Annotated in this window: 17 protein-coding genes and 1 other RNA gene; 9 read left to right on the top strand and 9 right to left on the bottom strand. The window is 30.9% G+C overall.

The genetic code is table 11. The features are described from left to right. Positions 1-93 precede the first annotated feature (93 nt). The 3 genes from CONE_RS02245 to CONE_RS02235 form a co-directional block, all read right to left on the bottom strand. A complete protein-coding gene (locus CONE_RS02245) occupies positions 94-537 on the bottom strand; it encodes a DNA polymerase III subunit chi (RefSeq protein WP_015397125.1) in 444 nt (147 codons plus the stop codon). Next, on the bottom strand, positions 527-2023 hold the full coding sequence (locus CONE_RS02240) for a leucyl aminopeptidase (protein ID WP_041862204.1): 1497 nt from the start codon (positions 2021-2023) through the stop codon (positions 527-529). The genes CONE_RS02245 and CONE_RS02240 overlap by 11 nt, the downstream gene beginning before the upstream one ends. Positions 2024-3115: 1092 nt before the next feature. After that, positions 3116-3730, bottom strand: a complete 615-nt coding sequence (locus tag CONE_RS02235; RefSeq protein WP_015397123.1) for a C40 family peptidase — start codon at positions 3728-3730, stop codon at positions 3116-3118. Positions 3731-3895: 165 nt separating this feature from the next. Between CONE_RS02235 and CONE_RS02230 the strand changes: the two genes are divergently transcribed. Then, positions 3896-4306 carry a GlcG/HbpS family heme-binding protein gene (locus tag CONE_RS02230; RefSeq protein ID WP_041862203.1) on the top strand — a complete coding sequence of 137 codons (411 nt, stop codon included), beginning with the start codon at positions 3896-3898 and terminating at the stop codon, positions 4304-4306. A 60-nt stretch (positions 4307-4366) separates the two neighbouring features. Then, the gene (acs, locus tag CONE_RS02225; RefSeq protein ID WP_015397121.1) at positions 4367-6343 is read left to right on the top strand and encodes an acetate--CoA ligase; all 1977 of its coding nucleotides are present in this window, start codon (positions 4367-4369) and stop codon (positions 6341-6343) included. A 2-nt stretch (positions 6344-6345) separates the two neighbouring features. On the opposite strand, the gene CONE_RS02220 is transcribed toward acs, so the two are convergent. Next, complete coding sequence (locus tag CONE_RS02220) at positions 6346-7998, bottom strand: electron transfer flavoprotein-ubiquinone oxidoreductase (protein ID WP_015397120.1); 1653 nt, start codon at positions 7996-7998, stop codon at positions 6346-6348. 366 nt (positions 7999-8364) lie between these two features. Here CONE_RS02220 and pyrG point away from each other — a divergent pair, with 366 nt between their 5' ends. Further along, a complete protein-coding gene (pyrG, locus tag CONE_RS02215) occupies positions 8365-10011 on the top strand; it encodes a CTP synthase (protein ID WP_015397119.1) in 1647 nt (548 codons plus the stop codon). A 210-nt stretch (positions 10012-10221) separates the two neighbouring features. Continuing rightward, on the top strand, positions 10222-11508 hold the full coding sequence (eno, locus tag CONE_RS02210; RefSeq protein WP_015397118.1) for a phosphopyruvate hydratase: 1287 nt from the start codon (positions 10222-10224) through the stop codon (positions 11506-11508). Positions 11509-11541: 33 nt separating this feature from the next. On the opposite strand, the gene CONE_RS02205 is transcribed toward eno, so the two are convergent. Next, entirely contained in the window at positions 11542-12738 is a 1197-nt protein-coding gene (locus CONE_RS02205) for a THUMP domain-containing class I SAM-dependent RNA methyltransferase (protein ID WP_015397117.1), read from the bottom strand. Positions 12739-12922: 184 nt separating this feature from the next. After that, positions 12923-15196 (bottom strand): NADP-dependent malic enzyme, encoded by a 2274-nt coding sequence (locus CONE_RS02200; protein WP_015397116.1) that lies wholly within the window; start codon positions 15194-15196, stop codon positions 12923-12925. A 643-nt stretch (positions 15197-15839) separates the two neighbouring features. Between CONE_RS02200 and CONE_RS02195 the strand changes: the two genes are divergently transcribed. The 5 genes from CONE_RS02195 to CONE_RS02175 all read left to right on the top strand — a co-directional run bounded on the left by CONE_RS02195 (position 15840) and on the right by CONE_RS02175 (position 24455). Next, positions 15840-18707 (top strand): 2-oxoglutarate dehydrogenase E1 component, encoded by a 2868-nt coding sequence (locus CONE_RS02195; RefSeq protein ID WP_015397115.1) that lies wholly within the window; start codon positions 15840-15842, stop codon positions 18705-18707. Between the two features lie 45 nt (positions 18708-18752). Continuing rightward, a complete protein-coding gene (gene odhB / locus CONE_RS02190; protein ID WP_015397114.1) occupies positions 18753-19952 on the top strand; it encodes a 2-oxoglutarate dehydrogenase complex dihydrolipoyllysine-residue succinyltransferase in 1200 nt (399 codons plus the stop codon). Positions 19953-20095: 143 nt separating this feature from the next. After that, positions 20096-21523 (top strand): dihydrolipoyl dehydrogenase, encoded by a 1428-nt coding sequence (gene lpdA / locus CONE_RS02185; protein ID WP_015397113.1) that lies wholly within the window; start codon positions 20096-20098, stop codon positions 21521-21523. 130 nt (positions 21524-21653) lie between these two features. Beyond that, entirely contained in the window at positions 21654-23003 is a 1350-nt protein-coding gene (locus CONE_RS02180) for a tryptophan--tRNA ligase (RefSeq protein WP_015397112.1), read from the top strand. A gap of 510 nt (positions 23004-23513) precedes the next feature. Continuing rightward, positions 23514-24455: an RluA family pseudouridine synthase gene (locus CONE_RS02175; protein ID WP_015397111.1), complete on the top strand. Its 942-nt coding sequence runs from the start codon at positions 23514-23516 to the stop codon at positions 24453-24455. Here the strand turns inward: CONE_RS02175 and ssrA are convergent. From ssrA to CONE_RS02165, 3 genes are all read right to left on the bottom strand, one after another. Further along, positions 24456-24822, bottom strand: a transfer-messenger RNA (tmRNA) gene (gene ssrA / locus CONE_RS03785). A 63-nt stretch (positions 24823-24885) separates the two neighbouring features. Beyond that, entirely contained in the window at positions 24886-25590 is a 705-nt protein-coding gene (ubiG, locus tag CONE_RS02170; RefSeq protein ID WP_015397110.1) for a bifunctional 2-polyprenyl-6-hydroxyphenol methylase/3-demethylubiquinol 3-O-methyltransferase UbiG, read from the bottom strand. Between the two features lie 73 nt (positions 25591-25663). Next, complete coding sequence (locus CONE_RS02165; protein ID WP_015397109.1) at positions 25664-26236, bottom strand: OmpA family protein; 573 nt, start codon at positions 26234-26236, stop codon at positions 25664-25666. Positions 26237-26563 lie beyond the last annotated feature (327 nt).

Raw genomic sequence — 26563 nt, 5'->3', positions numbered from 1 at the left:
ACGCTTAGCGCTAGCGTTGGTGTATTGGTTACAATAATCATCTAATAAAAATACTCTACTGATTGATTGCATAATTCAAGCATATATCTCTATTTATGGATATTCAACATCATTAAAATGGCAACCAGTCAACATATGGCCATCTTTCTTATAAGAACGCCATCTAGACCGAGCTTCATAGCGTTCTTGCTCATTTTCGGAAACTATTTCCACAACGCTTTCAAATTCATTATAACATAAAGGAATTATGTTTGACATATTAATTAATAGCATTTCCTTACTTTTCATATTTTTTGTTTTAGATATATTATTAGTTATAATCATAAATTCTTCTTTACAATAGTTATCTATTTTATAAAATGAATGAGGTATGAAAGACAGATCTTTGAAAGTCCAAAGCATTATATCTAGCTTACACAATATTTGATACTCATTGGAATATACAACTATATTTCTATGTAATGTGTAATATTTATTTATTATCTGACAAACTGCATTCATTCTATTAGATACTCCGAAAATAAAATTAATTTGCATTGTCTATATCTATCAAAAACTTTGTGATTAATGAAATAGGTCTTCCTGTAGCTCCTTTATTATTTTTTTTCCATGCTGTTCCTGCTATATCAAGATGTGCCCATTTATATGATTCTGCAAATTCTGATAAAAAACATCCAGCGGTTATTGCTCCAGCAGATGGCCCTCCTGTATTTGATAAATCAGCAAAATTTGATTTTAATAAGCCTAAGTAAGAACTATTTATAGGCATTCTCCAAACTAGATCTTTAGAAGATTGTCCAGCATTTATAATTTTACGTGCTAACTCATCATTATTTGAGAATAATCCAGTGTAAATACTTCCGAGAGCAACAACACAAGCTCCAGTTAATGTTGCTATATCAATTACAATCTCTGGATTAAATTTTTTAGCATAAGTTAATGCATCGCACAGGATCAATCTTCCTTCCGCATCGGTATTTATGATTTCTATGGTTTTACCAGACATGCTTGTTATTACATCACCAGGTTTATTAGAATTTCCACTTGGCATATTTTCACAGGTTGGTATCAGACCTATTATATTGCGATCTATATTTAATTTTGCTATAGCTTTAAATATTCCTAACACACTGGAAGCTCCGCACATATCATATTTCATTTCATGCATAGAATTTGATGGTTTTAATGAGATTCCACCAGAATCGAATGTAATGCCTTTTCCTATTATTACTATAGGAGATTTGTTATTTTTTTCATTATTATTATATTTTATTTCTATAAATTTTAATGGTTCTTTTGAGCCTTTAGCTACTGATATAAATGCTCCCATTCCTAGTCCTTGTACTTGATCATGATCCATGATATTTACTTCAATAGATTCGAATTCATCAGCTAATTTTTTAGCTGTATCTGCTAGGTAAGACGGTGTACATATATTGCTAGGCAAGTCTGAAAGTTTTCTAGAAAGTGATATTCCATTCGCTACGCATTTACCCTCATGTGCACCGTTTTTTATTTTTTTTTGATCATATTCATTAGTTATAATAGTTAATTGATTGATTATTTGTATTTTTTTATCAAAATCACTTATTCTTTTTATGTATCTATATGTAGTATTTTCAATTGATATAACAGCATTTCTTGCCGCACTCTCTTTATCAATGTTTTCTTCTAAACGTGTTATCAAAGCTGAACAATATTCTTTAATATTGTGAGAAATGCATGTTTTTGCTAATGATTTTTCTGCTGCTATGTAATTGTTAATATCAAATTTTGATTTTTCTCCCAAACCTACTAAGATTATTCTTTTTGCTAATACATTATTTATATTATATAAAACTATAGTTTTTCCTATATTTGTTTGAAAATCATTTCTGATAATTTCTATACTAAGACTATTGTTAATATTCTTAATTAATTCAGAACTGTTTATTAAATTCTCGTCAGAGAACACACCAATACCCAAAACTTCGGTTTTTATTTCATGTATTTTATTGATATTGTTTGATATGATAATTTCCATGTGAAATCTCATCCTTATGATAATATATTGTTTAAATAGTATCCAACCGTTTTATGAAAAATGAAATCATTAATCTTTTTTCTAAGTTATTTTTAGTATTAGCTATAATATGGATAGGTTTTTTTGGGTTGTTTGTCTAATTAGCAACTTTCAAATAACATCTTTAAAAAAATTTTGTGTATATTTTTGATATCTTTAATCACAGTATTTTTTGTATTATACAGGTTGATATGTTCATTGCTTTATTTTTCACTGTAACTTGAAGAGTAAAATAATTATATTATTGTTCAACAGATCGTAGTTGAAAAATTGTTTTAGCTATTTAACCGAAATCATTTGAAATGTCTATAATTATTCTAATTATATCTCTTTATGCTTACAGTAAGATTGATGCCATTAGCAACATGTGAGTACTTATAACAAAATAAAGAAAATATATATAAAACATTTATTATATATTCATATACTTTATTAAAAATAATTTTGTTTTTTGAAAAAAATATAATAAAAATAGCTTGTTTTTTAGTAGATTATTTATTAATAACTTTTAAAAAGATAGTTACATATCTTTCATAGTGACAGAAGTAGTAAATTTTTAATTGATAAAAACAACAATAGTTTTCTTGTGGTATATCAGCTAAATAGCTTCGACATACCTTACAATATAAACAGAATAAATTCTCTTTTATATCATTTTGATAATTTCAATAATAAAATCAATGAAAAAACCAAGTTATTGAAATATGGTTCTGTAATTGAGTTAATAATTATTAATAACTTAGCATATATGTCTGATATAGTTTTAAGATTCTTCAATTTTATGATTTTTCTAAATTTAGCTTTTTATAAATATAATTAGGATTTTCAAATATAGAAATTGATATTTGATGAAATTACTTCTATTGTCATAGACATGCTTATTATATAAGTTTGACAAATTTAGTAAGGTCTTAGGTTATTTATCGTAATATTAGATTACTTTTTTATTTGTTTATGCCTTATATACTAATAAAGTCTGTTAATTTTTTTCTAATGACTAAAATATTAGATTTAAATTCATATACGATAAGAAATATAATTTTCTTATAGAAATTATTTTATTATTCTATGTGCGGCTGTAAATTTTCTAGACCAGTATGTTTTTTTGAGGCTACTTATCTCCACATTTTTTCCTGTTCTAGGTGAGTGTATGAAAAAATCTTCACATAGATATATGCCAACGTGTGAATATTTATTTTTATTTATGTTAAAGAATAGTAGGTCACCAGTTTGTAATTTATTTTTGTTCACTGGTGTGCTTATTGCTGCTATTTTTTTAGATGTTCTTGGTAGATTTATGTTCAATGCTTTTTTTGCGCAATGATGAATTAAGCCACTGCAATCGAATCCATCAATTGGATTTCTTCCACCAAAATTATAAGGTTTACCTAAATTATTTAATGCTTCATTTACAAATGAATAGAATTTTTTATTTTTCTTTTTAATGCCAGATCTTTTAAGACTATTTTTTACGGTAGAATGTAGCTCTTTCTGATCTAGAATTCTATTTCTATAAGTTTTAGTTTTGTTGCGTTCATTTAATGATGTACATCCAGTAGATGTAAATAACAAAAAAACTACCATTATAATCAATAAAATATTTATGATAAGTGTATTTATTTTTATATCTGATTTTAGATCACTATCTTTCGTTTTTATAATTCTCATGTTGAGTGTTAACTTTGTTGAAGGATTAATTGCCTCATTTTTTATTTAAGTTAGTGTTAGTAACACTTGTAAATATATTATTTTTATATTTAATCATAGATTAAAATGTCTATTTTGTTAATAACTAATATTAACTTTCAAATTTTATTTCACAAAAGGATGTTTATGAAAACTAAATATTTTCTTACAGCAGAAGATGTAAAATTAATAATAAAATCTTCTGAATCATATTCACTAGATAAAAGATTAAATGTATCTATATCAGTAGTAGATGATGGAGGTCATTTATTAGGCATGTTACGTCTTGATGGTGCACCATCAATATCATCATATATATCATTATCTAAGGCAAAAACTTCAGCTTTAGGTAGAAGAGAATCATTAGTTTATGAAGAAATAATAAATTCTGGACGATTTTCATTTCTATCGGCTCCGTTGCTAGAAGGAATGCTGGAAGGTGGAGTACCAATTGTTATAGAAAATAATATTATCGGTGCTGTCGGGGTGTCTGGAGCAAAATCAAGTGAAGATGCGGATGTGGCTAAGGCAGGCATATCCGCGCTCAAATTAATCTAGTAAATGTTAAAATATTAGTATTTATAAAAACTTAAAAAATAATTAATCGGAGATAGCATTATGTCTAATGCGATCCAGTCATTCTTGACAGAGAACAAAGTATTAAATACAAATTATAATGTGTCAGGAGAATCAATTTCTAGCTATGAATCTTACAAGAAATTATGTTTAGAAGTAGAAAATAATTTTGATGAATTTTGGAGTGGCTATGCCACTGATCTTTTATCTTGGTCCAAAATTTTTACTAAAGTATTAGATGATTCTAATAAACCACATTATAAATGGTTTGTAGATGGTTCAATGAATGTAACAGTTAACTGTTTGGATATTCACTTAACAAATGGCAATGCTAATAAAATTGCAATCATATTTGAATCTGATGATGGTGAAGTATTAAAAATTACTTATAAAGACTTGCTTAAAAGAGTTTGTAAATTTGCCAATGGGCTAAAAAACTTAGGTTATAAAATTGGAGATAAATGCATAATATACATGCCTATGTCAATTGAAGTTATAGTAGCTATGCATGCCTGCGCCAGGCTTGGAATTATTCATTCTGTGGTGTTTGGTGGTTTTTCATCTAAAAGTTTGCATGAGCGTATATTAGATATTGGAGCCTCTTTAATCATTACATCTGATTATCAAAAAAGAGGTGGAAAAAAAATACCATTAAAAGCAGCTGTGGATGCTGCCATTATTTCAGGAAATTGTGAGAGTATAAAAAATGTTATTGTCTATAAACGTGCTGGTGATGACATAAATTGGTTAAGTAGTCGTGATTTGTGGATGGATGATTTAGAAAAAAATCAATTAGATTATTGTGAGCCGGTTTTTGTAAATTCGGAGCATCCTTTATTTGTTTTATATACATCAGGATCAACCGGAAAACCTAAAGGGATACAACATTCTTCCGCAGGATATTTGCTATGGGCCAAGATGACAATGCGATGGACATTTGACATTCGTGGAGATGATGTTTTTTGGTGTACAGCTGATGTAGGATGGATAACTGGACATACTTACATCGCTTATGGTCCTTTATCCATGGGATTAACTCAGGTGATATTTGAAGGAATACCAACTTATCCTAATTCTGCTAGATTTTGGAAAATGATTGAAAGACATAAAGTAAGTATTTTTTACACTGCTCCGACAGCCATACGTTCTTTGATAAAATCGTCAGATAATGATCGAAGTGTTCATCCAGATAATTTTGATCTTAGTAGTTTGCGTATACTGGGTTCAGTTGGTGAGCCTATTAGTCCTGATACGTGGAGATGGTATTATAAAAACGTTGGTAACGAAAATTGTCCAATTGCTGATACTTGGTGGCAAACAGAAACTGGAGGTCACATGATAACACCATTGCCTTGTTTGAATTATTTAAAACCAGGTTCCTGTTCATTACCTCTTCCTGGGATATGTGCTGCTGTAGTAGATGAATCAGGAGAAGATGTTCCTAATTCTACTGGAGGATTTTTAGTCATTAAAAAACCATGGCCTGGTATGATACGTAATATATGGGGAAATACAGATCGTTTTATAACCAGTTATTTTCCAGAAGAGCTTCATGGCTATTATCTTGCAGGGGATGGGGCACAGCGTGATAATGATGGATATTTCTGGATTATGGGAAGGATTGATGATGTCCTAAATGTTTCAGGACACCGTCTAGGTACAATGGAAATTGAGTCTGCTTTAGTATCTCACAGTAAAGTTTCAGAGGCAGCTGTTATAGGACGATCTGATGATACTACCGGCGAAGCTGTAGTTGCTTTTATAGTCATGAAAGGAGAAAGGCCTTATAATGATGAAGCTATTAATATAGCAAAAGAACTACGTAATTGGATTGCTTGTGAAATAGGACCAATAGCTAAACCAAAAGACATAATATTTGGCGATAGCTTGCCTAAGACAAGATCAGGTAAAATTATGAGAAGATTACTAAGAGCTATAGCTAATGGAGAAAATATTAATCAAGATACATCAACAATAGAAAATATGTCTATCTTTGATAATTTCTCTATTACTTTTTAGAGCTACATGCCATTATAAATAGGGCCACTGCCTCCTTGAGGTGGTGTCCATGATATATTTTGAGTAACATCTTTTATATCACAAGTCTTACAATGTAGACAGTTATCTGAGTTGATATGTAATTTATATTTCCCATTTTCATCCTTAATAAATTTATAGACACCTGCAGGACAATATCTGGATTCTGGTCCAGCATAATTTCTTAAATTTATGAGCATAGGTATTTCTGTATTATTAATTTTCAGATGTATTGGTTCATTTTTTTCATAATGGATATTTGATAAGAAGATTGAACTTTCTATATCAAATGTTATTTTATTATCTGGATCTTGATAAACTATTTTATCTATTGAATTGGCTGGATTAAGAAAAGAATTATCTGATTTTTTGGAATGTAAGTTCCAAAAAAAATGTCCAGCGAGTATCTTTTGTTCCAATAAAGTCATTAATAATGAAATTAATTTATGTTTACTGCTCCATTGCTTGAAGTTTCTAGATTTTTTTAATTCAGCATGAAGTGATGATTCTTTAAATTTTTTACTATAAATAACTAATTCATTATTTTTTATAATTGAATCTTTCAGCATACTTTCCATAATTGACTCAGCAGCAATTATTCCACTTTTTACTGCAGTATGTATACCTTTCAAACGAGATGAATTTAAAAATCCAGCATCACATCCTATTAATATACCTCCTTTAAAATATAATTTAGGCAAAGATAAAAGTCCTCCCATCGTAATAGATTTAGCTCCATATGATAATCTTTTCCCATTTTTTAAAATATTATGTATTAAATTATGAATCTTATAGCTCTGAAATTCTTTGAATGGAGATAACCAAGGATTGCTATAATTCAGGTCTATAATCATACCCAAAGAGACTAAATCATTATTCATGTTATATAGAAAAGCACCACCATTCGCTTTATTATATAGTGGCCAACCAATCGTATGTATTACCAGTCCTGGTCTTGATTTATTATGATCTATTTTCCATAATTCCTTTATCCCAATAGCATATTTTTGTTGATTTTTTCCTTTACTAAGGTTAAAGTGCTCGATAACTTTTTTACCTAAATTTCCTCTTGATCCTTCTGCTAACACGGTATGCTTAGATAATATATTTAATCCTGGTTGAAAATAATTAGTTTTTTTTCCTTCTCTATCTAAACCAAAACTTCCAGTTTTTATTCCACAAACCTCATCTTTAGAGTTATATAATAAATCTATTGCTGCAAAACCAGTAAAAATATCAACACCTAGTGTTTTTGCTTCTTTCCCCATCCATTCAACTAAATGCCCGAGCCTGGTTATATAACAACCATCGTTTTTTAAGCAATCAGGTAAAAGAAAACTAGGTATATTAAAATATTTATTTTGTCTTAAATATAAAAATTTTTCCTCTTTCACTATTGTAAATAACCCTGATTCCTCGATTGCCAAATTTGGAAGCAATTCTTTAATTGATGTTATATCTACAATTGCTCCAGATAAGATATGACTGCCTAATGATGAGCTTTTTTCTATTATGCAAATACTTATATCAATTTTTTTAGCCATAGCCAACTGTTTCAGTTTAATGCTAGTCGATATACCAGAAGGACCAGCTCCTACTATGATTACATCGTAATATACAGATTCTTCTTGATTCATATATTTCCTGTATTTTTTATATAATGGCCACGTGATGTCATATAAAATTTAACATGATATATTACTTTTATAATTCACTACTGATATATGAAATATAACTAATTATGAATTTCTATTTTGTAAATATTAATAATTTTATGACAATATTTAATAAACTAAAAAAATATAAAATTCATAATATTTCCACATTCTATGTTATCTTGGTCAATATATATGTATATAAAATAAAGATTACTATAAAATCCCTCAAAGATATTATTATAATGTGTTTTCGATATCAGCAATTTTTATTACTGATAATTTTCTATTCATTAGCACTAGTTTAGTAATTGGTGCACTATTATTTCAATTTACAATTAAAATGCGATGATTAAGTATATATTTATTACCGGTGGAGTAGTTTCTTCTCTAGGGAAAGGAGTCACTGCTGCTTCTTTAGCCGCTATTTTGGAGTCAAGAGGTCTTAGCGTGACTATGTTGAAACTAGATCCATATATCAATGTAGATCCTGGTACTATGAGCCCATTTCAACATGGAGAAGTTTTTGTTACAGAAGATGGAGCAGAGACAGATTTAGATTTAGGTCACTACGAACGTTTTATATCTACTAAAATGACTAGATTTAATAATTTCACTACAGGTCAAATTTATGATTCTGTAATTAAAAAAGAACGTCGTGGTGATTATCTTGGAAATACTGTACAAGTTATTCCACATATTACTAACGAAATACAAGAGTTTATTTATAGAGGTGCCAACAACAGTTTCGATGGTAAAGCAGATATTGCAATCGTAGAAATAGGTGGCACTGTAGGTGATATAGAATCCTTGCCATTCTTAGAAGCAGTAAGACAAATGAGTTTATCATTAGGCAGGAGTAATTTTATTTTTATGCATCTTACTTTAGTTCCTTCAGTATCTTCATTCAGCGAGCTAAAAACAAAACCAACACAGCATTCTGTACAAAAGTTACGTGAGATAGGAATATTACCTGATGTTATATTGTGTAGAGCTAGCCGTCGTATTTCTAACGAAGAGAGGGCTAAAATATCAATGTTTTCAAATTTACCAATGGAATCAGTAATATCGGTCTGGAATGTTGATTCAATATATAAAGTACCTTCTGTTCTACAAGAACAAGGAGTAGATGATATAGTTTGTAGTACTATGTCTATTAATCCAGCACCAGCTGATCTGTCTGTTTGGAAAAAATTGATAGATCGTATTGAAAATCCTAAATGTAGTATAGATATTGGTATGATTGGCAAATATATGGATTTTACTGAATCATATAAATCTTTAATTGAGGCATTGGCACATGCTGGCATACATACAAATTCTAGGGTTAATATTAAATATATAAACTCAGAAGATATAGAAAAAAATGGAATAGATTTATTAAAAAATTTAGATGGAATTCTTGTTCCTGGTGGATTTGGTAATAGAGGCATAGAAGGTAAAATTTCAGCAATTAATTACGCTAGAGAAAATAAAATACCTTTTTTAGGTATATGTTTAGGCATGCAGCTTGCTGTTGTAGAATTTGCTCGCAATGTAGCTGGTCTAAAAAATGCAAATAGTACAGAATTTGATAATTGCACAGAATTTCCTGTTATAGCTTTAATTAATGAATGGAAGGATATTAGTGGGCATTTAGAAAAGCGTAGTATTAATTCCGATAAAGGTGGAACTCTCAGAAAGGGAGCGCAAAATATATTAGTGAAAAAAGATACAAAAACTTATAGTATATATGGTGAAAGTCTTTATGAAAGACATCGTCATAGGTATGAAGTTAATAATAATTATTTAGAATCCCTAATTGATGCTGGACTTGTTATAAGTGCAAGTACTCCATCAGAGCATTTAACAGAAGTTATCGAGTTGAATGATCATCCATGGTTTATAGGTGTACAATTTCATCCAGAATTCACTTCTACTCCACGCTATGGTCATCCACTATTTATAGATTATATTAAGGCTATTATAAGTAAAAAATTTATTAAAATTATCTAATATTTGTTTAATTCTATTAAATTAATTGACGTAAAGTCATTATCAAAATCTTTGTTAGAAATAGATAATTTTGTTAAAAAATGAGCATATTGAACCTGAAAAATAATATAAGTATTTATTATTGAATACTATGATGTTTGTTCTGTATATTTTCGTATTTTTACTGATGAAGTAATTTTATATCTTTTTATTGTTTTGGGATAATCTGTTATGAGTAAAATTGTTGATATTTTTGGTAGAGAGATACTTGATTCTCGTGGTAATCCAACTGTAGAGTGTGATATTGTTCTAGAAACTGGAGCTATTGGTAGAGCATCAGTTCCGTCAGGAGCTTCCACTGGTACACGTGAAGCTATTGAGCTTAGGGATGGTGATCTTAATCGTTATTTTGGCAAAGGTGTTCTAAAAGCTGTTGATAATATCAATACTGAAATAGCAGAGTCATTGATAGGTCTTGAAGCTTATGATCAATCTTATATAGACCATATAATGATAGAGTTAGATGGTACTGATGATAAAAGGAGATTAGGGGCAAATGCTATTTTGGCCGTAAGTATGGCAGTTGCTCGTGCTGCTTCTGATGATGCAGGTTTGCCTCTTTATAGGTATCTAGGAGGTAGTAGTTTGATGAGTATGCCAGTTCCAATGATGAATGTAATTAATGGCGGAGCCCATGCTAACAATAACTTAGATATACAGGAATTTATGATATTACCTGTCGGTGCTAAAAGCTTCAAAGATGCATTGCGTTGGGGATCTGAAGTTTTTCATACATTAAAAAAAATAATTAGTAATCAAGGTATGTCTATAGCTGTTGGAGATGAGGGTGGATTTGCACCTAATATACGTAATCATGAAGAAGCTATAAAACTTATTTTAGAATCTATTAGTGAGGCCGGATATGAACCAGGAAAACATATTTGTCTTGGCCTTGATTGTGCAAGCTCTGAGTTTTATAAAAATGGTTCTTATATATTACAAGGTGAAGGTAACGTTTCTCTAAGTTCTAATGAATTTTCTGACTTTCTTGCTTCTTTATGTGATAAATATCCCATTATATCTATTGAAGATGGTATGGCTGAAAATGACTTGGATGGTTGGAAAATTCTTACAGATAAATTGGGCAATGACATTCAATTAGTAGGAGACGATTTATTTGTAACTAATACTAATATCTTGAAAGAAGGTATAAATAATGGCATAGCTAATTCCATTCTTATAAAAATTAATCAGATAGGAACTATAACAGAAACTTTTTCTGCTATAGATATGGCTAAACGTTATGGTTATACTTCTATTGTTTCTCATCGTTCTGGTGAAACCGAAGATTCTACTATTGCAGACATAGCTGTCGCCTCGAACTCCATGCAGATAAAAACTGGGTCACTGTCAAGATCTGATCGTATGGCCAAATATAATCAACTATTGAGAATAGAAGAGGAATTAGGAGATATGGCTAACTATCCTGGGAAAGACGCATTCTACAATATAATCTAAGTTATATAAAATTATATAAAAAATCAACAAAAGCTATAGCTTTTCTTTTCTATAGCTTTTTTCTACAATTTCAAATTGAAACAGCCGACAGTCTAGTTTTCCATTAAACAATGGTATTTTTCTTTTTGGTTTTAGCCTTAACTTTTTAGGCAAGTCTAAATCACTAGATATGATATTAACTTTCCAATCAAAAAAATATTGTTTTAATTGTCTTGAAAAATTTTGCCATAATTCAATATCATTATCATTTTTTATCCTTTCACCATATGGAGGGTTTGTAATAATATATCCATTTGTAATATTTAATTTTTCCATGTAACTTGAATCTTTTTTAATAAATCTCATATTACTGACATGTAATCCAGATGTCTTTAAATTATTAATAGATGCTTCTATAGCTTCTTTATCTATATCAAATCCTATTATTTCTGTTTCTATATTTTTTTTGATATTAGAGATTGATTCTTTTCGTAGTTCACTCCACTGGTTTTTATCATGAAGATTAATTTTCTCAAACCCAAATGATCTTAGAATTCCAGGTGGAGTATTTGATGCTATTGATGCTGCTTCTATGAGTAGAGTGCCACTTCCACAAAATGGATCTAGTAAGGAATTCTTAGGATTCCACTCAGATAAAGCTATTACGCCTGATGCTAGATTTTCCTTTAATGGAGTTTCTCCTTTTTTTAATCTCCATCCTCTTTTAAATAGAGATTCTCCAGAAGTATCCAGGTAAATAGTCACAGAATTTTTCTCAATAAATAAATGTATCCTTATATCAGGATTTACGGTATTGATATCAGGTCTTTTAGAAAAAATTTTCCTAAATCTGTCACAAACACCATCTTTAACTAATAAATTGCAATACGATTGACTATTAAAATTACTATTTATCGAAGAAGTATCAACCCTTATTGAGTATTCTGGTCTAAACCATTTTTCCCATTCTACATTATGCGATATTTCCAGAATTTCTTTTTCATTATTTATAAATGATGAATGTGCTACTTGCAGAAGCACTCTATTAGCAAGTCTAGATTTTAGATTTATAGACTCTATATCTTTCCAAGATGCTTTAACATAACAGCCAGATTTATTATTTTGAATAACTTCTATGTCAAATGACTTTAGTTCTTCACCTAGTTTCAACTCTAATCCTTTTGGACAAGGAATAAAAACATTAAACATTTCATTTTTATTAATTTTAATATTTCTGCTATTATTTTTCATTTAAATTAGTCATTCGGTAATTAACAATCATTTATTAATCGTAATACATATTAATAGTTTAGATAACTTGTTTTATAGCTGTTAAGAAGATTTCCGTTTTTTTACAGAATATAGCGCTAGGTTAAATTATGATTTCTTATAATTTTTCCTAGCGCTATACGCTATATTCTCTTAATTAGAAAACCTAATTCTCTTGTTGAGCATCTACTACTGCTAGAGCAGTCATATTTACTATCCTTCTTACCGTAGTACTGTTTGTCAATATATGTACAGGTTTATTAGATCCAAGAAGTATTGGCCCCATAGCTATACCTTTGCTTCCTATCATCTTTAGAAGATTGTATGCAATATTACCAGAATCAAGATTAGGCATAATCAACAAATTAGCCGTATCTTTAAGGCTACTATCAGGGTAAGAAGCTTTTCTGATTTTATTTGACAGAGCAGAATCTGCATGCATCTCGCCATCCACTTCAAGATCTGGTGCAATTCTTTTTATTATTTTTACAGCTTCCGACATTTTTTTTGAGGACTCAGTAATTCTGCTACCAAAATCAGAATGAGAGAGCAATGCTATTTTTGGCACAAATCCAAACCTCAACATTTCATTAGCTGATTGAATGGTTATATTTGCGATTTCTTGAGCATTAGGATTCTCATTAACATGAGTATCAGCAATAAACAAAGTTTGCTCAGGAAGCATTAAAACATTTAGAGCAGCGAATGTTTGATTTTCTTTCTTTCCTATAACTTCACTAATATATTTAAGCTGATTATCATATTTACTAGTAATACCACAAATAAGTGCATCTGCTTCTCCTCTTTGTAGGAGCATTGAACCTATTAGAGTGTTGTGCTTTCTAAGCATGGATTTTGCAATTTTTGGTGTTACTCCATCTCTGCATTTTAATTTATAATAATGTTTCCAATTCTTATCTAAAAGATTCTCATCTTCCGGGTCAATTAGTTGAATATCTTTTCCTATTTGAATTCTTAGACCAGCTTTTTTTATATGTTCTTGTACTACAGAATTACGACCTATCAGTATTGGGTATGCTAGTTTTTCATCAACAACAGTCTGTATTGCTCTTAAAACTATCTCTTCCTCTCCATCTGTGTATATTACTCTTTTAGGTTCCTGTTTTGCTTGAACAAATAAAGGATCCATAAGTTGACCTGAATGATAAACATATGAATTCAATTTTTGTCTATAAGCTTCTAGGTTTTTAATAGGTCTTGTGGCTACACCAGATTTTTGTGCTGCGCTAGCTACAGCTGGTGCAACATGAGATATTAGTCTTCTATCAAAAGGTTTTGGTATAATATAATTTGGCCCAAAGCTTAGATCTTCTCCTGCATAAGCTGATGAAACTTCATCATTTTGTTCTATTTTTGCAAGATCAGCAATAGCAGTAACACAAGCAAGTTTCATTTCTTCTGTAATGGATGTAGCACCACAATCTAATGCTCCACGGAATATGAATGGAAAGCATAATACATTGTTAACTTGATTTGGAAAATCTGAGCGGCCAGTTGCAATTATACAATCAGGTCTTACAGATTTAGCTAATGATGGTAATATTTCAGGTTCTGGATTAGCTAATGCTAAAATTAGAGGATTTGGAGCCATAGTTTTTACCATTTCTGGGGTCAAAACCTTAGCAGCAGAGCATCCTAAGAAAACATCAGCATCCTTTACTACATCAGATAGAGTCCTTGAATTAGTCTTTTGTGCATATCGACGTTTATTTGTTTCCATGTTTTCATCACGTCCTTCCCATATAACTCCCCGTGAATCAACAACAAATATATTTTCTACTTTAACTCCCAATTTAACTAATAAGTCTAAACAAGCAATAGCGGCTGCACCAGCTCCAGAGCACGCTAATTTTACTTTGCTTATATCTTTTTTTACTACTTCAAGACCATTAAGAATAGCAGCTGATGATATTATAGCTGTACCGTGTTGATCATCATGAAAAACCGGTATCTTCATCCTTTCTCGTAGCTTTTTTTCTATATAAAAACATTCAGGTGCCTTTATGTCTTCTAAATTTACTCCACCTATAGTTGGCTCTAATGCAGCTATTATATCTATTATTTTATCAGGATCATTCTCAGCAAGTTCTATATCAAATACATCAACACCAGCAAATTTTTTCAATAAGCAACCTTTACCCTCCATTACTGGTTTAGATGCTAAAGGTCCTATATTGCCCAATCCAAGCACTGCAGTCCCGTTTGTTATAACAGCTACTAGATTAGACCTTGAAGTGTATTTAGAAGCAGCAGAATCACCTTCATGAACTATTGCCATACAAGCAGCAGCTACTCCAGGTGAGTAAGCCAAAGAAAGGTCATCTTGATTATTTAATGGTTTTGTTGGAGTAACAGATATTTTTCCTGGAGTAGGGAATTCATGGTAGTCTAATGCGCGTTGATTTAAAGTATCATCCATGGTTTTATATTAATTGGAAATGTTATAGCAAAGAATATTCTTCCACTATGTTAGTGGATCATTTGAGTTTTTGTGATTTTCACTTTATTTTTATATACTCAAAGTAATATTCACAGTTGAGGTACACTACCACAAAATTTAAAATTAATTCATATTTATGTACTAAATATTCAACATTCTTTGTTTTTTTTGTAATAAAGTCAATTAACAAAAATTGTTGTGATTGATATCAAATAAGAATCTGAATTCTAATAAAGTCTTTATTGTTTTTCTATTGCTAGCTACTTATTACATATAATATTAATTGTTTATTGAAATATTGAGTGAAGTTTACACTGTATTTATTTTAGTATTTTTCAACTGTTAAATGGTAACTTATTGCAATTTAAACTTTTATCATTATAAAAAAATGTTGTGTATAGGTATTATTTTATATATCTACAATAGTGTTGTATTATGGCAAGATACTTTTAATTTTGGAGAGTTGTAATACAATATGTATTAAGGGCCAATATGGCTTATATTTTAAGTTTTTTGCACGTGCCTTCTGCCCATTGCTATCCGCTGAACGGGAAGTCCGTGTCGCGGAAGGTTTTATCCCCTGCATCGTGTCGGCGAAATGCTCGAAAAGGTGAAGCGAATTATGTCTTCGAATAAAGAATCACTATCAACATCTTATTTATCTGGCGGAAATGCGCCGTATATAGAGGAGCTCTATGAGGCTTATCTTGACAACCCAGGATCTGTAGATGATAACTGGCGTCAGTATTTTGATAAATTACAACACTCCCCAGCAGTAGATGGTAGTGACAACACTAGAGATCAGGCTCATGCTCCAATAGTTGAGTCTTTTGCTCAAAGAGCAAAGACAAACTCTTTTGTTAAATCACAATCTGCACCTGATTTGTCTATTGCATCAAAACAGGTTTTTGTACAATCAATAATAGCTGCTTATAGAATCTTAGGTCCAAATTGGGCTGATCTAGATCCGTTAAAGAGAAGAGAACGTCTGGAAATACCAGAGCTAAATCCTTCTTTTTATGGATTATCAGAGGCTGATCTAGATCAGACTTATTCTGCAAGTAATACTTATTTTACAACATCAAGCACGATGACATTACGCGAAATTATTAAAGCTTTGCGTGATACTTATTGTGGAACTATTGGTGTAGAATTTATGCATATTTCTGATCCGGCTTCTAAAAGATGGATTCAGGAGCGCATGGAATCAAGCCATGGTAAAGATCTTTTAAGCTCTGATAATAAAAGACATATCTTAAAACAATTAACTGAAGCAGAAGGTCTTGAGAGATTTTTACATACTAAATATGTAGGACAGAAAAGATTTTCATTAGAAGGAGGCGAAAGTTTTATAGCTTCCATGGATTCTGTTGTTATGCATTCATCATTATTGGGCATTCAAGAGATTATAGTGGGAATGGCTCATCGAGGCAGATTGAATGTTCTTATAAATATTCTTGGTAAGACTCCAAGTGATTTATTTGCAGAGTTTGAAGGTAAACATTCTCAAGCTTTAAGCGATGGCGATGTTAAATATCATAATGGTTTTTCTAGTGATCTATCAACAGACAATGGACCTGTACATCTTTCGTTAGCTTTTAATCCTTCTCACTTAGAAATAGTAAATCCTGTTGTAGAAGGTAGTACTAGGGCTAGACAGGAAAGACGCCACGATAGCAAAGGTAAACAAGTATTGCCAGTTCTTGTTCATGGTGATTCTGCTTTTGCTGGTCAAGGTGTTGTGATGGAGACCTTAAATCTAGCTCAAACTAGAGGTTATGGTACTGGTGGCACATTGCATATTGTTATAAACAATCAAATCGGATTTACCACTTCAGATCCCAGAGATGCACGTTCTACTATTTACTGTACAGATGTAGTAAAAATGATAGAAGCTCCAGTTTTTCATGTAAATGGAGATGATCCTGAAGCAGTAGTTTTTGTCACAAAATTAGCTTTAGACTATAGAATGAAATTTGGTCGTGACGTTGTTGTAGACATAGTATGCTTTCGTAAGCTTGGTCATAATGAACAAGATACCCCTGCGCTGACTCAACCTCTTATGTATAAAAGTATAACTAATCATCCAGGTACTAGAAAGTTATATGCAGATAAACTTGTAGCACAGAATATATTGACTGAAGAAGAGCCTGACGAATTAGTAAGAGAGTATAGAAAATTATTAGAAGATGGTCACAAAACCACAGAGCCTGTTCTTACAGATTATAAAAGTAAATATTCAATAGATTGGGCTCCTTTCCTAAATTCTAAATGGACTGATTATGCTGATACAGCGGTTCCTATTTCTGAGTTAAAACGCATAGGGGATATTATAACTAAAGTCCCAGATGGATTTAATCCACATCCTTTAGTTACTAAAGTCTTAAATGATAGAAGAAATATGGCCAATGGTGATTTAAATTCAGATTTTGGTATGGGAGAGCATTTAGCTTATGCTACTTTGTTAGCTTCTGGTTACTCTATACGTATAACCGGACAAGATTCTGGTCGTGGTACATTTACTCATAGACACGCTGTATTACATGATCAAAAGAGAGAGCGTTGGGATGATGGTACATACATTCCATTACAGAATGTATCGGATACGCAGGCAAAATTTACGGTAATAGATTCTGTATTATCCGAAGAAGCTGTTTTAGGATTTGAATATGGGTTTTCTTCTTCAGAGCCAAATACCTTGACAATATGGGAAGCTCAGTTCGGTGATTTCGCTAATGGAGCACAAGTAGTAATAGATCAGTTTATAAGTTCTGGTGAAGCCAAATGGGGTCGTCAATCAGGATTAGCAATGATGTTGCCTCATGGATATGAAGGACAAGGTCCTGAACATTCTTCTGGTAGAATTGAAAGATTTCTGCAGTTATGTGCTGATAATAACATACAGGTTATACAACCAACTACTGGTTCCCAAATATTCCATGTATTGCGTCGTCAGATGATAAGACAGTTTCGCAAGCCATTAATCATATTTACACCAAAGTCTTTGTTGCGTAATAAAGATGCAGCTTCTCCATTATCTGATTTTGCTGATGGTGTGTTTAAAATGGTTATTGGAGAAACAAATGAATCGATAAATGCAAAATCGGTTAAACGAATCTTAGCCTGTTCAGGTAAAGTTTATTACGACTTATTACATGCGCGCCGTGATCGTTCAATTAATAATGTTGCAATTATCCGTATTGAACAGTTGTATCCTTTTGCTCATAAATCATTTGAGTCTGAGTTGCAAAAATATCCAAATGCAACAGAAGTCATATGGGTTCAGGACGAGCCACAAAATCAAGGTCCTTGGTCATATATTCAACATCATTTATATGAGAATATGTCATCTGGCCAAAAATTGGGCTATGCCGGACGTAATGCTTCTGCTTCTCCTGCTGTTGGTTATATGGCAAAACACCAAGAGCAACAAAAAGCTTTAATAGAACAAGCTTTTGCTCAAAAATTTAAGATTATGTTGGTTAAGTAGACAGATTATTTTATAGATATTTATTAAATTACGGAATTTATCATTATGGCTATTCAAGAAGTAGTTGTGCCGCAGTTGTCTGAGTCTGTCTCAGAAGCGACGATGTTGTCCTGGAAAAAGTCAGTTGGTGCTTTTGTAGAATCTGGTGATATTTTAATTGAAATTGAAACAGATAAAGTTATTCTAGAAGTCCCAGCTCCTTCATCAGGTGTTTTAGTAGAGATAGTTATGGGTGATAATAGCACAGTTGTTTCTGGCGAATTGATCGCAAAGATAGACACCGATGCAAAACCATCTGCTAACGATTTAAAACTAAATAACCAGGCTAAAAATATTGACAGTGTTGAAAAGAATCAAAATAAAGATTTAAAAGGTGTTGCATCTCCAGCTGCTTCAAAGATTTTATCAGAGAAAGGTTTAGAGCCTTCTTTAGTAAAGGGAACTGGACGTGATGGTCGTATAACAAAATCTGATGCTTTATCATCTGATCAGAAGGTACAAGTAAAGTCAGAGGAATTTACACCATCATCACTATCATTAGATGGACGTCCTGAGCAACGTGTACCTATGAGCAGATTACGTGCTCGTATTGCTGAACGCTTAATACAGTCTCAACAAGAAAATGCTATTCTGACTACATTTAATGAAGTCAATATGCAAGCTGTTATAGATATTAGAAAGCAATATAAAGATAAGTTTGAGAAAGAACACGGTGTTAAGCTTGGATTTATGTCTTTCTTCGTTAAAGCTGCTGTTTCCGCATTAAAGAAGTATCCTTTAATAAATGCTTCTATCGATGGTAAAGATATAATATATCATGGTTATTTTGATATAGGTATAGCCGTAGGCAGTCCTAGAGGACTTGTAGTTCCTATACTTCGTAATGCAGATCAATTATCTATTGCTGATATAGAAAAATCTATTGTTGATTTCGGCAAAAGAGCAGCTGATGGTAAACTTGGCATAGAAGAAATGATGGGTGGTACTTTCTCTATATCAAATGGTGGAGTGTTTGGATCTATGCTATCTACTCCTATAATAAACCCTCCACAATCTGCTATCTTAGGTGTACATGCTACTAAAGAACGTGCAGTAGTAGAAAATGGTCAAATTGTTATTCGTCCAATAAATTATTTGGCTTTGTCTTATGACCATAGAATAATAGATGGAAGGGAAGCTGTTTTAGGATTAGTAGCTATTAAAGATGCTTTAGAAGATCCTCAACGTCTTTTATTAGATTTATAATAGTTATTAATAAATAACTCGATCAGTCATTATACTTTACAATGACTGATCTTCGTGTTTTTATTTAATTTAATAAGCTTTTATTTCGAATCAAGTTTTGATATCGAAAATTAATATTTAATATTATTTTTTATATGTGAATTATGTCTAAACAATTTGATATGGTAGTCATAGGTGCCGGTCCTGCTGGTTATATTGCAGCTATTAGGGCTTCTCAATTAGGTATGTCAGTGGCATGTATAGATGCTTGGAGTAATAATTTAGGTGAAGCAGCTCCCGGTGGGACTTGTACAAATGTTGGGTGTATTCCTTCAAAAGCTTTGTTGCAATCATCAGAACATTTTGAACAAGCTAGTAAACATTTTAAAGATCATGGCATTGATGTTGGCAATTTGTCTTTAAATCTTAGCAAATTAATATCTCGAAAAGAAACTGTAGTTAAGCAAAATAATGAAGGTATTCTTTATTTATTTAAGAAAAATAATATTACTTTCTTTCATGGATTCGGATCTTTTTCTGGCCAAACAGAGGGTGGTTGGTGTATAAAAATTAATGACTCTGCTAATGCAAATATTATTGCTAAACATGTAGTAATAGCTACTGGTTCTTCAGCCAGAGAATTTCCAGGTTTGCCTTTTGATGAAAAATTAGTTTTATCAAACGACGGTGCTTTAAGGATAAACCATGTTCCTAAGAAATTAGGAGTCATAGGTGGTGGGGTTATAGGATTAGAAATGGGTAGTGTCTGGCGCAGATTGGGTTCCAGTGTTACCGTACTAGAAGCTATGCCTAATTTTTTAATGTCTGCTGATTCTCAAATAGCTAAAGAAGCTATGAAGATTTTTACGAAGCAAGGATTAGATATCCAAGTTGGTGTTAATATAGATAGCATTAAGGTTATTGATGATTATATAACTATCAGTTATAAAGATAACAAAGATGAACATAAAGAATTAACTGTAGATAAACTTATAGTTTCTATTGGTCGCGTACCTTATACTGATAAGCTTAATTCTTCTTTAGTTGGATTAAAAGTTGATGATAAAGGTTTTATCAGTGTAGATGCTGATTGTAGGACCAATCTTCCTAATGTCTGGGCTATAGGTGATGTAGTAAGAGGTCCTATGCTTGCACATAAAGCTGAAGAAGAAGGTGTTGCCGTTGCTGAAAGAATAGCTGGCCAACATGGACATGTAAATTTTGATACTATACCTTCTGTCATATATACGTCGCCTGAGATTGCATGGGTTGGTAAAAATGAACAGCAGCTTAAGCAAGATGGTCGTGATTTCAGAGTAGGTACATTTCCATTTCTAGCTAATGGAAGAGCAAGAGCTTTGGGAGATACTACAGGTTTTGTTAAGGTTATTGCTGATACTAGCACTGATGAAGTTTTAGGAGTTCATATAATAGGTCCTATGGCTTCTGAGCTTATATCTGAGGCAGTAACAATAATGGAATTCAGAGGTTCTTCTGAGGATATAGCAAGAATTTGTCATGCTCATCCAACGCTTTCAGAGTCTTTAAAAGAAGCAGCCTTAGCAGTTGATAAGCGTTCTTTAAATTTTTGATATAAAGTCGATGATGCATTAGTGATTATTTTTTATTTTCCTAATGCATTATTGATAATATTCTTAAATAAAGTAGCTATCATATTTAATTCATTCATTTATTTATCATAATATATTATAAAATTGCTTCATGAATAATCGTGTTGTAACTGGTATCACTACATCAGGCACCCCTCATCTAGGTAATTATGCTGGAGCTATTCGTCCAGCGATACAAGCTAGTCTTGAGCCTGATGCTCATTCATTTTTTTTTCTTGCTGACTATCATGCATTAATTAAGAATCAAAATCCGTCAAGATTATTGAGCTCTAGGTTAGAAATAGCAGCAACTTGGTTGTCTGCTGGGTTGGATACAGATCGTGCTATATTTTACAGACAATCTGATATACCAGAAGTCATAGAGCTTTCTTGGATATTAACTTGTGTTACATCTAAGGGACTTATGAATAGAGCTCATGCTTATAAAGCCATTACAAGTCAAAATATTACAAAAGAAATAGATATTGATGATGGTGTCACGATGGGGTTATTTTCTTATCCTATATTAATGGCTGCAGACATATTAATTTTTAAAGCAAATAAAGTTCCTGTTGGTTATGATCAAATTCAACATTTAGAAATGGCTAGAGATATAGCTCAAAGATTTAATTATATATACAAGAATAATTTTTTTGTGCTACCAGAAGCTGTCATTTCTAGAAATGTTGCTACTTTACCTGGGCTTGATGGTCGTAAAATGTCTAAAAGTTATAATAATACTATCCCTATTTTTGATGATGAATCAAAGACTTTGCGTTCATCTATAATGAAAATAGTTACTGATTCTAGTCAGTTGAATGAACCGAAGAATGCGGATGAAAGTCATGTATATTTATTATATCGTGCATTTTCAAATGAAGCTGAATCTGACGACTTTAAACTGAAATTAAATAATGGATTAGCTTGGGGAGAAGCAAAGAAAATTTTATATGATAAAATAGAACATGAATTAGCGCCTATGCGAGAAAAGTATAAAAAACTTATTAAGCAGCCAGAACATATAGAAAAGGTTTTGGTTGATGGATCTTTTAAGGCTCGTAAAATAATAAAACCTATTATAGAGGAAATAAGAGAAATAATAGGAATTAGGAATCTAAAAAAATCTTCTTTGAATAATAAAAAAAAATCACTTGAATTTAAGGATAGAAAAACTCGTTTTTTAATTTTTAAAGACTTAGAAGATAAATTTAAATTTCGTATCATTTCGAGTGATGGCAATGATATTATCAAATCTGAATTATTATTTAACGATCCTAAAGAAATCACATCGTTATTAAAAAAAATTAAAATAAATCTTATAGAAAATACTAATAATGTTGATTTTGACTATATTTCATTCTTTAAATTGTATTCCATAGATATTTATGATAAAGATAAAAAGTCCGAGTCTACTATTTTTTTGTCGAAAATTATTAACTTATTAGATTCTATAAAAATATGACTAAATTTAATTCATTTTTTGATAAGCAGCGATTTAATATGTCTATACATTATTTAGATTTCGTCATATAGTGGGGTTCTATAAGCTCATTGAAGTCTTGTAGAGCATCTATTTTATATTTTACTAAAAATGTTTTTCTATTCTTTGTAAAATCAAAAATTGATTTTCGATATTAGACTGTATAAGTCATCTTACACAATTATTGGATTTTTTAAGTAGTGAAATTTTCGACAAAGATAATATATAAGGTCGATCAGTGGATCCTGATAAATAATTTCTATATCAAATTTCCTAATTATTTTTTATATAGCATTTTGCAACTATTTATTTTTTCAACAATTCAAATAATTTTTTTATATTATAATTTTTAACATCTTCATTAAATTTTATACATATACAACTCACAAATACATATTTTTATTATTTCTAATACTAGAAGTAGAAATTTAAATTTTAAAGAAAATTTATAAAGCAAACTTTTTTAATCATAATCGTTTTATATAAAAGCATATGTCATTAGCTGATAGCAAGTCATTTTACAAACAAATTAAAGTTCCTGAGTTTTATAAAAAAGACAGACTAGATAAAGTTTTATCATCCTTGATGCCAGAGCATTCAAGAGAAAGATTAAAAAATTGGATAAAAGATAGTTGTGTTTACGTTAACGGAGCTACAGCAAAAGTTCGTCAGATAGTTAACCCTAATGATATTATTTGTGTGAATGAGCAGCCTTCTCCTGAATCAATGTCATTTATACCAGAAGATATAAAAATTAATATTGTAGATGAGAATCAAGATTGGATCATAGTAAATAAATCACATGGACTAGTAACTCATCCTGGATCTGGTAATTGGAGTGGTACGCTTTTAAATGCTATTTTGTACAAATATCCAGAATTATCAATCGTTCCCAGGGCTGGTATCGTACATAGGCTAGATAAAAATACTTCTGGGCTTATGGTTGTTGCTCGAAATGAAATTTCACAAACTCATTTCATACGAAATATGCAATCACGTAAAATACTGAGAATATACGTGGCAATTGTACATGGACATTTACCAAAATTTAAAACAATAAATATGGATATTGGTAGGGATCCAATAAACAGAACTAAGATGGGTGTAAATAATCCAATAGCTGCTAAAAATGCAGTTACACACTGCACTCCTGTGAAAATAGGAATGCTCAATGGATCCTATAAGGTTACTCAAGTAATTTGTAAATTAGAGACTGGAAGAACTCATCAAATAAGAGTTCACTTATCTAGTATAGGACATCCATTAGTAGGTGATTTTTTGTATGGAGGAAAAAATATCTTAGGAGTAGATCGTCAAATGCTACATGCTTGTTTTTTATCTTTTCCTGATATGAATGATAACGTTCATAGTTTCTTTATAAAACCTCCAGAAGATATTTTAAATACTTTACAGAATATAAACACTACTAATTAATGGTGGAGCCGGGGGGATTTGAACCCCCGTCCGTCAATTTTCCAATGACATTTCTACATGTGTATTCAATTTATTTAATTTAACCCTAAAATTAGCCAATTGACAGGCCTTTAGTAAGGCGATTCACTTTTATATTCAATTTGTGTATCGTGAAAATATCACAAACATATTTCTTGTATATGACGCTGCTATGATACAAGTATCATCTGACCCAAGAAAAAAAGCAGTGCAGCGGTTATAGCACTAGGCTGCTAACTTAAAACGCGAATTGTTGGCGTTTATATTTTTTCCAGTGGATTAGCGAGCTAACTGGTGCTCGACATGCAATGACCTATCTTCTAATCAACGTCGAATCCTAATCGGCCCCAATCCTTCTATTATATTACCTATTATTGCACTATATCAATAGAAATTAATTAATTTAATTTTTCTAAATTTTTTTAAAAGACATAAAGTAATTTACACTGACATTGTTTGATAAGAAAAATTCGCCGTTAATTGGATTATATGATAATCCAATTAATTCCATAAGTTCGAGATTAAACTTTCTTGAATATTTTATGAGTTCACAAGGTTTTATAAATAACTTATAACTATGTGTACCAATAGGCAGCAATTTTAGTATATACTCAGCCCCAACAATACTAAATAAAAATGATTTCAGATTTCTGTTTATTGTTGAGAAAAAAACAGTACCACCATCCTTAACCAAATTAGAACAAGATTTTATTATAGAGACTGGATCTGGAACATGTTCTAGCATTTCCATACATACCACTATATCATATTTTTTTTGTTCTGATATTGAGAGATCCTCTGCAGATATATTTCTATAGGTGATGTCAAGCAAGTTTCTCGAACTGTGGAAATTAGCTATTTCAATTAAATCATCAGCTAAATCTATTCCAGTAACATTAGCTCCTAGTGCTGCCAAACTTTCTGAAAGAATACCTCCACCACAGCCAAGATCTAATATGCTTTTATTTTTTATATTAAGGCATGAACTCAATATCCAATCCAATCGCAAGGTATTTATTTTATGAAGAGATTTCATGCTTCCACTTTTATCCCACCATTCTTCAGAAATTTTATTAAACTTTTCAATTTCAGAATGATAGAAGTTAGCTTCTTTCAAAGTCTTAAGTTCCTATTTATTTAAAATTTTAAGCAGTATTTAATAATGTTACTAATTACTGCTTAAATAAAGTTTAGTTTTTTCTGTTTTTTTCTGAGATTATCTCAATGTCTACTCTGCGATTTTTGGATCTTCCTTCCGGAGTATCGTTAGAAGCAATTGGGATTTTTGATCCAAAAGAATTAATTTCTAATAATTTAGAATCTATACCATTGTTTGCTAAATATTTTTCTGCCTCTATAGCTCTACGTTCAGACAGTCTTTTATTATATGACTCATTACCAGTAGAATCTGAATGTCCAATTGTGGTTATTTTATTTACATTATTTTTATTACTCTTATAATAATCGATAGTTTCATTTAGCAAAATACGGCTTTCTGTTTTAATATTCGAGCTATCAAAATCAAAAAATATACTTTTTTTAATTACAATTTTGTTAGATTTAATCTTGTTAGTAGACAGCTCAGAAAAATTTTCTTGTGAATTTATTATATTGTTTTTCCAGCACAGTTCATTTGTTCCATTTTTTATTACATTCCCATATTGTCCATGCCAACAGTTTTCTGTTTCTAGTGCATAAGAATTACCTGAGTAAGCAATGGTAGCTAAGGCAATAAACATAGCAAACTTAGATGATTTATTCATGTTTTTCCTCTTTTTTTACTATTATTAATAATAAAATCAATTTTTATTCAATGGCTAACGAATAAATACAAAATCATTAATCGAGTATAACAATTTAAACGAATTGTTTGTAGTTTTTAACATCAATTAAAAAAAATGCACAAATAATATTGTTTATGTTGTGCTAGAAAGATACAAAATTGCAAGATAATTTTTCATTCTTTATAAAGAAAATAGATTCGCTATCAGCTAGTCATAGATGATGAGCAAAATTGATAATTTCCCTAATCATTTTACATTTGAGTCGTTAGAATGTAAACTTTTAATTTGTGAAGAATTGTAAACAAT

The organism is Candidatus Kinetoplastibacterium oncopeltii TCC290E (assembly GCF_000340865.1).
GTDB lineage: Bacteria > Pseudomonadota > Gammaproteobacteria > Burkholderiales > Burkholderiaceae_B > Kinetoplastidibacterium > Kinetoplastidibacterium stringomonadis.
This window is presented reverse-complemented; position numbering and strand designations above follow the sequence as displayed.